This window comes from Kordiimonas sp. SCSIO 12603 (assembly GCF_024398035.1).
Taxonomy (GTDB): domain Bacteria; phylum Pseudomonadota; class Alphaproteobacteria; order Sphingomonadales; family Kordiimonadaceae; genus Kordiimonas.
Window position 1 is genome coordinate 73,390 of record NZ_CP073748.1, and the last position, 11,783, is coordinate 85,172.

6 protein-coding genes are annotated in these 11,783 nt (G+C 44.8%); 2 read left to right on the plus strand and 4 right to left on the minus strand.

Translation table 11 applies throughout. The features are described 5' to 3' along the window. Nucleotides 1-39 precede the first annotated feature (39 nt). Nucleotides 40-3,066, minus strand: coding sequence for a TonB-dependent receptor domain-containing protein (locus tag KFE96_RS00285; protein WP_255834019.1), 3,027 nt, complete (start codon nt 3,064-3,066; stop codon nt 40-42). A gap of 100 nt (nt 3,067-3,166) precedes the next feature. After that, the gene (locus KFE96_RS00290) at nt 3,167-4,075 is read right to left on the minus strand and encodes a LysR family transcriptional regulator (RefSeq protein ID WP_255834020.1); all 909 of its coding nucleotides are present in this window, start codon (nt 4,073-4,075) and stop codon (nt 3,167-3,169) included. A 114-nt stretch (nt 4,076-4,189) separates the two neighbouring features. Here KFE96_RS00290 and KFE96_RS00295 point away from each other — a divergent pair, with 114 nt between their 5' ends. Further along, entirely contained in the window at nt 4,190-6,166 is a 1,977-nt protein-coding gene (locus tag KFE96_RS00295; protein WP_255834021.1) for a CapA family protein, read from the plus strand. A 41-nt stretch (nt 6,167-6,207) separates the two neighbouring features. On the opposite strand, the gene KFE96_RS00300 is transcribed toward KFE96_RS00295, so the two are convergent. Together KFE96_RS00300 and KFE96_RS00305 are read right to left on the minus strand one after the other, a co-directional pair. Beyond that, entirely contained in the window at nt 6,208-9,810 is a 3,603-nt protein-coding gene (locus tag KFE96_RS00300; RefSeq protein WP_255834022.1) for a hypothetical protein, read from the minus strand. Nucleotides 9,811-9,813: 3 nt separating this feature from the next. Next, on the minus strand, nt 9,814-10,680 hold the full coding sequence (locus tag KFE96_RS00305; RefSeq protein ID WP_255834023.1) for an ABC transporter ATP-binding protein: 867 nt from the start codon (nt 10,678-10,680) through the stop codon (nt 9,814-9,816). A 185-nt stretch (nt 10,681-10,865) separates the two neighbouring features. Here KFE96_RS00305 and KFE96_RS00310 point away from each other — a divergent pair, with 185 nt between their 5' ends. Continuing rightward, on the plus strand, nt 10,866-11,783 hold the full coding sequence (locus tag KFE96_RS00310; RefSeq protein WP_255834024.1) for a LysR family transcriptional regulator: 918 nt from the start codon (nt 10,866-10,868) through the stop codon (nt 11,781-11,783).

Below are 11,783 nucleotides of genomic sequence, written 5' to 3' on the forward strand. Positions count from 1 at the left end.
GGAGGGCAATCAATCGCCCTCCTGAAGAACATCTGGCCTTTAGAACTTCTTCGTCAGATCGATATAGAAGAAACGTCCTACAGAGGAATGGATTGATCCGAAGAAACCAAAGTTTTCATCAGCCAGAGGGGGATCCTGATCAAACAGGTTGTTTACACCAACTCTGAGGCGTGTGCCTTTAAGCGCACCGTCTTCAAAGCGGTAATCGACGTTAGCGTTCATTGTAAACCAATCGTCAACACGGAAGAATACGCGCTCGCCATCAACAGTGATATCCGCACTAGTATCATTGAACGCACCAACATAGCGCCCAAAGAGCCCCGCACCCCATTGGCCTGATCTCCAGCGAAGGCTTGAGGAGAAACGCCATTCAGGACGACCGTTTTGCTCAATCAAATCGCCAAGTCCAGTTACTTCCACTGACGAAGGCAAAGCACCAGCTTCGATAGCATCGAGAAGTTGTTGCCCAAGAGCACCGGCTTCCTGATCGAAAGTTCCCAATTTCGCTGCATTAAATTTGAACGTGAATTGTCCCAAATCATCTGTATCAAGGCGGTATTCAACACCGAAATCAAAACCTTCAACTTTACGGTCGCTCAGGTTGGTATATGGATCACGAACCTCAATGATTTCACCTGCTGCATCCAGACTGCTTGAAGCAAAGGTATCAATCAAATCCTGATCAGGTGCTGCACGCACCACGTTCGGATTTGAACTGCCTTGTGAACGAAGGAGCAAATCAAGCGCAATCTGGTTCTGGTCTCCAAAAATACCAACAATACCACTTTGATCCACACGCCAATAATCTACTGTGAAGGTTAATCCGGGTACAAATGTCGGTGTTAGAACAACACCAACATTATACTGGGTCGTATTTTCATTTTGCAGCTCACCGCTACCAGAACGAACACTTTCAACACCGCTGCCTGCACAGTCATCCAGCGATGCAAGTTCACCAGCATCAACTTGGGCCTGACAAATCACGAGATCATCGCGTGTGTTAACGCGGCGAATACCGGTATCAAAAATTTGCACCAGATTAGGAGCCCGGAATCCTTCCGACCATGCTCCCCGGAACATGAGATTATCATCCACAACCCATGAAGCTGCTACTTTCGGCTTCACAGTAGAACCAGAGATTTCGAAATCTTCATATCGGCCAGCAATCTGTAAATCAAAACTCTGTACGAGCGGAATATTCATATCAGGGCTAACAACCGGCACAGCCAGTTCTGCAAAACCAGATAATACCCAGCGGCTACCAGATGTATCTGGTGTTGGACTAGAACCCAGTACATCACTTGTGGTTACAAACTCACCAGAAACCAGATCTGTGAAGGTTGTTGTACCGTCAAGGCGATCATCTCGGTCATCTTCAAAGCTCTCTCTGCGGGCTTCAACGCCGGCAGCAAAGCCTACATTCCCCGCAGGAAGCGAGAAGATATTGCCGTTTGATACTTTAAAGTCTGTCAGGAATAGCGTGGATTTATTATCCCTCGTTACATTGATACGGAAGGAATCAATAGTTTCCTGACTATTAGGCGTATTGGTTCCCACACCCCCAAGGTCCGTTAAACTGCCACCGGCGAATGGGTTATATGCTGACGCATCAGTACGAGCAATTGCCTGTTGGAATAATGTAAGAGAAATACGATTTTCCGTGAAATCTTCAGTCGTCGCTTCGGAATATAGAATGGCTGTATCCCAATCCCAGTCACCCCATGTTCCTCTAAGGCCGCCAAGAATACGGAAGCTATTATCAGTTACCGTTGTCACACGCAGGCCTGCATCCACGGGGCGCAAGTTACGCACCTGAATATCCACACCTTCATCAGGTACATTTGTAAGCCCCGCAATACGGTTCGGGTTTGGCGAACCATCAGGCAGTGTTGTAGCGCCGAAAGGATTATAAAATGCTGTTGCTGGAATAAGAAAACGCTGCGGCGAAAGTACAAGCCCCTGAGATCCATCAGCCTTGGCAACACCGCGGTAGTATCCCACCTCTCCGTAGAATTCGGTGCCAGATTCAAACTCATGTGTGATTGTACCAAAGAAATTATACCTGTCTCGCTCACTGTTCAGCGTACGGCGCACATCAAAATCATAACGAAGCGGGTCTTCCAAGCTCGTACCATTATCAAAACAAACACCATCACCACGGTCCAGAAGACAGCTTGAGGCGAAATCACCAGATGCTGGCTGCACATGGAAATCATCATCGCCTAATTCATCAATTCTTATATCGGCGCGGAAACGACCAAACGGTGAGTTAATAGAGGTATTTCTAAACTGGCTATCGCCTTCAAATGCTGTTCCCTCAACAAGAGGTCGACGATCAGATGAAGCAGAAAAATCACGCTCTGTCGCAGCTACTGCATCCCGGTGATAATAGGAGCCAAATAGCGCGATATTAGTGGCCCCTTCATTCAGATCAAAACCAGCATTCGCGCTGATTGTCAGTTCTTCTCGGCCAGTATTATCGGCGAAACCGTACCTGCCATGCACTTCGAGACCTTCAAAATCATTTCTAAGAACTGTATTAACCACACCGGCTACAGCATCAGCACCATAAATCGCTGCGGCACCATCACGGAGCACTTCAACGCGGCTAACCCCAAAAGTAGGGATAGTATTTGTATTTGCTGAAACAACAGGCACCAGATTTTCAGTTTGGAAACCTGGATGTAGCACCATACGGCGACCATTTAGGAGGGTAAGCGTATTACCGGTACCAAGCGCACGCAGGTTGATAGAGTTAACATCACCGCGTGCACTGTTAATACCGGGGCCAACGGCTGTTTCATTAAAAGCAATAAAACCTACTTGTGGAATGGAGCGAAACAACTCATCGCCAGATGCTGCGCCTGTAAGTGCAATATCACTCGCCGACAGAACAGAAACAGGAAGTGCATCAGCAATAGATGCGCCCTTAATCTGTGTTCCGACAATTTGGATTTCTTCAACTTCCAGTTCTTTATCAGCATCATCTGATTGTGCATTCGCAGCATGTGCCATCATACAGGCACTCGAAAGCAAAGCTATCTTGTGTAAAGCTTTCATTTTCATGACGGGTTCCCTCCCTTTACGTCATTCAAATTTTTTACAAACTTACACGGCCTTCAAACTTTCAACCAATTCTCATACGTCACAAACCCATAACCTGAAGCTATACATTTAAGCCGTTCTCGCTCAAATACCTTTCCAGGCTATCACTAAAGTGCCCAAGGAATTGCTGACAAACCATGGGAGCCAGCTCATTCTGAAGCGTAAGTGCCGCAATGTTAAATTTAAGCGCCGGCGCCATTTTCCGCACCTGCACGGTCTCACCTTCATTGGAGCGGGCGGTAATCTCATCAACAATAGCACACCCTACACCTAAATTCGCGAGGGTCTTGGCAATATGATATGTCTCTACATTTGCAACATTGTTAAGCTGAATATTGCTGCCTTCAAGCTGGGACATCAGAAGGCGCCCCAAAGGCCCTTTACCATTCAGGCTGATAAAGTTTTTCCCCGCAAGGTCTTGCAGCGAGATTCTTGACTTGTCGGGGAGCCTCTCTCCTTCTGGCGCGAGGCATACGAACTCACATTTATGAAGAAATTGCTCCGCAATATCTGGGTGAGAAGAAGGGTCAAAGGCAATACCAATATCGATTTTTTTCTCCAGAAGAGAACTGATAATTTCGCCGTGGTGTAGGGTTTCTATATCAAAGCGAATATTGGGATGAACTTCAATAAAAGAAGCCACTGCCCGCGGTACTATATCAAGCGCCAAGGCAGGTGTAACCGCCAGCCGGATTAACCCGTTATCCATTCGCCCCAGATTTTCAGATAAACGCCGAATAGAATCGAGATTCAGATATAGCTTAGAAACTTCCTGATAGAGCTGCCGTCCTTCACTAGTAGGAATAAGCTTACCCTTCACCCGTTCAAAGAGCTGATATCCAAGCTGATCTTCCGCATGTCTCAGAACTTTACTTACAGAAGGCTGAGATACATTCAAAAGCCTAGCGGCGTTACTGATTGAATTACATGAATAGACCGCATGAAATACTTCTATATGCCGTAACCGCATAATCTTCTCCACAACCCCAATCTCATGAATTCAAGTTATAGGATTACTAAGTTTAAGCAATTGAAGCAAGAACCCTTGCCAAGGCATACTGAGAAGAATTCAGGGAGGCCTTTTATGAAGCTATTTGCAAGCGTACTTGCGATCATAACCATTTCAACCTTAGTTCAGGCAGAAACCATTAAAGGAACGATCGTTGATGAAAACGGCCGGCCGCTCATAGCCCAAATCGCAACTGGCGGTTCGACCACACAAACCAAAGCTGATGGCAGCTTCAGCATCGACACATCAGACAGCTCTATTCAACAGCTTGAGATTTCGGCGGATGGTCACTACAGCATGCTCCAAACCTTCAGTTATTATGAGCTGGAACTAGCCAATTTCAAAATCCCTACCATCTCTATGGTGGCAAAAGCCTCTGGGCGTACATTAATGGTGTTTGCAGGTGACACAATGATGGGGCGTCGTTTCTACAAACCCCACGCAGGCGAACCGCAACTAATCCACCGGGGCCGTGAAGTTGCGGACATGAAGGCAATTCTGGCGCATATGAAGCCCTATCTGGAGCTGGCCGATTTTGCTTCCACGAACCTGGAAACACAGATATTCGAAGAAGAACCAAATGAGAAAGCACCAAAATCTGTCACCTTTTTTACCCGCCCAGCCGCTCTGGAAGCCCTGAACTGGGCAGGGATAGATTATGTAACGCTTGGCAACAACCATACCTATGACTATCTGGATTATGGCCTTGAAGAAACCTTCAAAGCTCTCGAAAAACATAAAGTTCCCCACTCGGGTGCGGGCTTTAATGAACAGGAAGCACTAACATCATACAGTACAGCACTCGCTGGCACTCAATATGCTTTTGAAGGTTATGTCGGCTGGGCTGGAACAGGTAAAATTTCACAGGCTGCTGGTCAAAACAAAGGTGGGCCCGCTCTCGGCACCTCAGAAAACATCCTGACTGCAGTAAAACGAGACAAAGCAAAAAACACCATTCCCATCGTGCAATATCACGGTAGCTTGGAATATGGGGAGGAACCCTCACTTGATACAGAAACACGGCTCAAACAAGCCGTTGACGCCGGAGCAGCACTTGCCATTGCTCATCATCCCCATGTGTATCAAGGGCTTGAACTCTATGAAGGTAGTTTGATCGCATGGTCTCTTGGTAACTTTGTATTTGATCAGTATTTTTATGCCGCACAAGAAACCGCGCTTCTGTACGTATGGATGGATAACGGCAAGTTCCACCGAGCAGAAGTCGTACCAATTTACGTGAAAGGTTACAAACCAACGCCAGCAACAGGTGCTATGCGCCACAGCATAATGAAACGTATCAGCACATTATCGGCAAAAAGGCATACCTACCTCAAGCAAACTGGTGGGCACGGCTATATCACCGCTGAAAATATACAACCAGATGCACTCAGTGCGCGGGTAATAGATACAGACAGCACTGTTCAGTCCCTTCAAACTCTCGAATGGTCATCCCTTCCTGACATTTCAGGTAAAGAAGGCCGCAAACTAAGATTAGGTGAAGATATCCTCGCGCGCGGCGATTTCGAAGCTTATGCGACATTTAATGCCCCAGATCGAAGCTGGCTTGATTTGCATCCACAAATCTCCATTTCGTCTGAAGAAAGCCTTTCTGGGAAAAATGCTTTGAAAATTTCTCAAAATGGCAGTGAGAAAATAACCACTGGCATGCGTAAATTTACCAGAGTTTTTGCTCCAGGAAATCCAATGACATTATCTTTCGCAGGCAAGGCTACAAAGTCAGTTGAAGTACGAATATATATGCAGCGCCGTAAAACTCGAGATAAACTTTTCACAGCTCTCAATGATAATCCACGTATCCTGCTTGGTAAGACAAGGATGAGTAATCATTGGCAACAACATACCATTAATTTTGACAGTCCACGTGTTGGTACCCGCAGTATTCGAATTTTAATAGAGGTGGAAAACCTATCCGCCAGCGCTGCTGATACCTTTCTGGATGATATTAACCTGATTGAATGGAAAACACCCTTTTTGAAACATACAGCTCAAGTTTCAGCCAGCGAGGATATATCTCACGTGGGATGGCAATAAACACCATACTTTCCATCATTGGAAAGGCTGAGACCATTCATCTACTCCATGCTTATGCGGTTATTATCTCTATTCAGATCAATAATGGTTAAGTATGGATCGAGAATAACTTCAACTGGCTTCTCGTCGAGCTTCACTGTCAACTGAGATCCTAACTGCAAGATGTTATGCTCTGCTTCATATATCATTTCACCGTTAGCATTATAGACAACAATATTGATGTCTTGTGCAAATTGCCCAGCATCTGAGTTGCCAACTTCATCAACAATGGTTTTTATAGCCGCAACGGTTAAATCAAGCTCATATTTACCATTTTCTAACTCTGTCGCTTGTGCTGCTTTGATACTAATTTCATTGATCGCGACAGATTTAAACCATTCATCGATCAAACTATGCGTTTGGATGGGGGCATATTTTTTGAGCACAGCGATCAAATCAACGGAAACAGGCGACCTTCTTGGATAGCTATGTTTATCCAAAATTTCTCGTAGAGCACCGTTTACCGCACCTTCTCCGAGGGCTTCCTTCAGTGCATGCAACGCCATAACACCCTTATAATGGGAAAGGTAATTTTGATGGTCCTGAACTCGGTATAGAGGCACTTCTGGAGAAGAAAGTCCTGACCGTCCTGAAAGATACCGATCATGTTCAACTCCTAGCCAGCCAAGCATAATATCCCTACCCTGATGCTTCTCAAGCGAGAGTAACTCGGCATAACGAGCCACAGTTTCAAGGAATAAACCACCCCCTTCATATTTATCTGTATTCGCGGGTGCTAAACTATGTCCCCACCACTGCCGGGCAATTTCACGAGCAACCACGCGAGACACATGATCAATGAAAATCTTATCGTCCTGCAGGTTACGTATATCCAAACTGAAAATCGATTGTTCCCCGAAAAGCAGCATCCCGGGTGCAGCAAAGCCTCTTATTGTGATGCCCGCAAAAGCCGGTGCTTCAACAATCTTCAACTCTTCATAAGGATACGGTCCGAATATCTCGGAAAAATATGCAATCGCGTTCGCTGCAGCTTCATGTATACGGTCCACATTCCTTAAAGAATTAGGAGATGAATATACCGTTGTTTTAACGCCGCTATGTATTTGCTCTGTACCAATATACCGACCCGCAGCAACAGGCAGAATATTGCGAATAGGCTGCCGCGCGGTGAAACGATGTATTGTTCCCTTTGAAGACTTTTCCAAACCTACAAGTTTGCCAGGTGCTACAACCGTGAAATCATCTGGTGCTGCTACTGTAAGATCAAGTGTGACCCAGTTACCCTGCCTTTCAAGATCACTACCATCAACAGCCACAGCAGCTTCTGGTTTCACCATAGCAGGCATAGCCGGAAGATTATGTTCTTTTCGTAAACGGGACCTGACTATAGTCCGCTTTTTTTGATACCCAATGGTTGGCAAAACATACCGATCCAAGAAAATAAAAGCATGCGATTGGGTAATTGTATTCACAGGCCGGCTGTTACTAAAACCTGACTGCTGATGGTTCACCAAGAAATTCAGTGTAGTCCTTTCATTTGGTTTTAAAGGAGTGTTTAGTTCGAAAATAGCCGTGTTATGTTGAATATTGTCATCTACAATTTCTGCATCAATGATTTCAAATTCACTTTCCGCAAATGAAGCGCCACCAACTAAAATCCGGGATATATCAGCACTTGTTTGATTGACGAGTTCCATCTGTCCGGCGAGACGGTAAGCACGCCCTTTTGGCATCAACTCCAATTCAGCAGTAACTGCTGTAACTGCGGGCTGAGGCACATCTTGAAAGGCCGCAAACGTACGCTCATAGGCAATCTTATTAGCAACGATACGACTTGGCGGTTGATAGGTTGCTGCGATGTTCGTTTGGTAAAAAATCCAACTGCCGGAAATTAAAGCAATACAGGTTGCAACAACGGGGATAGGAGAGATGTTTTTAAAATCTGTCAACTTTACCAAAGTTAAGTTCTTATAGGGCGTACGGTTGCCTCTTGCCCATATCTTACTTGCCCCTACCAACAGCAGCGTTACACATGCCAGCCAATATAGTTGGTAGGCACTAAAAGCCTCAAAGCTTGTCTCATACCCACTGAATTTTGTGTAAGGAGCAGGTAGAAATTGCTCGAAGTGAAACAGGGGATGTTCCATACCTAACGGGATGGCAAGGTCAGCGGAAAAAACGGCAAAAAACAAACATGAAAATGACAAGCCAACATATCTATTATTGCCAATAATCTGAAAAAATCCGCAAATCGCACCATTGATAGCAAGTGGAATTAGCCCGAAATAATACAGTGATGCATATACTCCAAGGTCAAATTCATAAAACCCATTGAGCAGTTGCAGCACCATACTTGCCATTATAGCAAGTGTGATCATCGCAACAGGGATAACGCTAAGAGCAACAACTTTCGCAAACAGAAACCCTAAAGACTTAATCGGCAAAGCATGCAAAATGTAGTTGATGCCTATATTCTTTTCTCTGGAGAAAACTTCCCCGCTGAAGAAAATCAGCATCAACAACCCAAATGTTGGCAAATGATCAGGCTGGAAGCGTTTGATAAGCGCTGCTGTAGTGGGGAGTGCCGGGCTGCTGAAAGGAAACTTGGCGATAACAGTGAGCATTTCAGCACTCACGAAAGCAACCCAAATGGTCATCGCTATCCAGAATACTTTACTTTTAATCAGAAGATTTGATTCAATCTTTATTAAAGAAAGCACACTTTTGAGATCATTAACCTTGCAAGCAACCGAAGGGATTATGCCCTTCAATTGAATACTATCTACCACTACCTCTTTATCAGCTGATTTTTCATGAACATATGCCTTCTGCATATTAAACTTTTTGAAGGCGAGCCAGAGCAATGCGCCCCCGCTAACTGTCCATAACAATCTGTTAATAAGAAAATTACCGCTTAACCCCACCAGCAAAGCGTTTTGCTCCTGAATGCTCCAATATTCTGTTTGTTGTAAAAAGGCTGAAACGGCATATGGATCAACAAGGGCGGCTAATTGCTGAATTCCCGAACTTGCTACTACTGATCCTGTTCCTGAAAGCAATGGGGAACCAATGAATGTGGATGAAAACATATACATCCCGAAAAGCATGACAGCCGCCAAATATGTCGCAATATGGCTTTTCGTCACCACACTAATAAAAAACAAAAAGCTACTGATGAAAAACACAGTCGGCATTATCATGACCAGGAAGGGCCAGATGTAATCAAAAAGCTTAAAACTAGCCGCTGATGCTGCGGCATTTGATGTTAGAATAAAATCAAGCATCATACCAAGCGGTACAGCTAGCATCACCAATATTGAAGACAGTAAAACCCCAGCAAAGCGTGAAATGATTAACTGCTTCTTGGTAATGGAAGTCGACAACACCAACTCAGACATATTGCTATCTAAATCACGCAACACGGCGCGATTACAAAAAGCTGCAATAACGAAGGTTACAAGCCAGGAAATCAGCCCAAATTTAAAGGTGATAAGATATGGTGAATTTGTATGAACACCCCCATCACCACTACTGAAATTAAAAGTAAGAATAAGTCCAAGAAATAGAAATACGGCGAAGGTAATAACAAACGCTAATTGTTTGGTATGATATTGCCATTCAAAATTACAATATGTGCCAATCATAGCCTAACCCTGCTGCAATGTATTAAAATAAACATCTTCAAGTGTTGGTGTTACACACTTGAAGCCATCTTCAGGGCAAACTTCTGACAATATCCGGGCCTGTATCTTGCCCAGGTGAAGCTGCCGCGACAGCACTTGATAATCCCGTTCAAAAGGCTCTATTTCCGCCTTTCCAATAGCCTTCATCCATACACGGCCTGTTAATCGGTTAATCAACTCCGTCGGGTGGCCGCATTCGCGAATTTTTCCGCCTGACAAGATCGCCATACGCGTACATAAATCTTCAACATCAGAAACAATGTGCGTGGAAAGCAGCACAATAATATTTTCACTAATCTCGCTAAGAAGGTTGTGAAAACGGTTACGTTCTTCCGGGTCCAACCCTGCAGTGGGCTCATCAACAATGATAAGTTTAGGGTCCCCAAGTAGCGCTTGGGCAATACCAAATCGCTGTTTCATACCACCTGAAAAATTTGCTACTGCGCGCCTGCGGGCATCGAACAGATTTGTCTGATGCAGAAGAGCATTAATCTGCTCATGTCTCTGCTTTTTATCAGAAATACCTTTTAACGTTGCCATATGGTCCAACAGGTCAAATGCCGAAAATTTTGGATAGACCCCGAACTCCTGAGGCAGATATCCTAACTGTAAGCGTAATTCCCGAGGGGATTTGCTGATATCAATATTGTTAAAAGTAATGTTGCCAGCATCTGCATCTTGAAGTGTTGCGATGGTTCTCATCAGAGAAGATTTACCAGCTCCGTTCGGTCCCAGTAAGCCAAACATACCTTTCCCTATCTCAAGGCTCACATTATCGAGTGCCTGTACACCATTCGAATATTTTTTTGATAGGTTATGAATTTCCAGCATAGCAAACCTCATCTGATAATTTCAGTACTAAGGTAGTGAAAATCAGGTAGCCCTGCCATTAAGCAGCTCTTATTGTTCAATTAACAGCGGCAGGGATTACACAGGTTTTCTATATGCGGTAGTTATAGAAAACCACGGTTTAACATTGGTCCGACAATGAAGCGTAACTATAGAGAGAGGTTGTGATGATATCTGTTGCAGATATGGAATTTATTGTCGCTTTGGCAAAAAACACATCTCTCGCCGCTGCGGCAAGGGATTTGAACATATCCCCACCAGCGGTCAGCCAACGCCTTTCCTCTTTAGAAACAAAAATGGGTTTACGCTTAATTGAGCGGTCAGGCCGCGGAGGCGTACTGCTCACATCTGACGGCGAGCTTTTAGCTGAAAGAGCGATCAATATTCTTGCTGATATAGATAGCATGACCTCAGAGCTGGCTGATCGTCAAAAAAAGATTGTTGGCAGGCTAAGAGTTATGGCTCCCCTCGGGTTTGGAAGACATTATATTGCACCAGTTATTGCTGATTTCAGGCAAAAACATAGCGATGTATCTATTGACCTAACTCTTTCCGATAATCTTGCGCAACTCCCTGATCAAAGCTGGGACATTATAATTCAGGTAGCACCTCTCGCTGATAGTGGCCTAATTGCTATCAAGTTAGCTGAGAACGAGCGTTTTGTTTGCGCCTCCCCCGAATATCTTGAAACCCACCCTTCGGTGGAAACACCACAAGACTTGATAAATCACGTATGTCTAACTTTGCGAGAGAATGAGGAAGATGACACATATTGGTCATTTAAATCTGCGGATGACGATATCCAGCAACAGGTCAATGTAAGAGTTAAATCTCAAATGTCTGCAAATGATGGTGAGACGCTTCAAAAATGGGCGCATCAGGGGTTGGGGATCATCCAGCGTTCTGAATGGGCCGTTCAGCAGGATATACGTGACGGAAAGCTTGTAAGACTACTTGGTGATTTTCATCTACCCGCTGCACCAGTTGTCGCTCTCGTAACAAGCAGAACCAACCGGGCTACACGAGTACAAACCTTCATTGATTTCCTTAAAGACGCATTTGCACAGCCCAAGTGGCACAGCTAG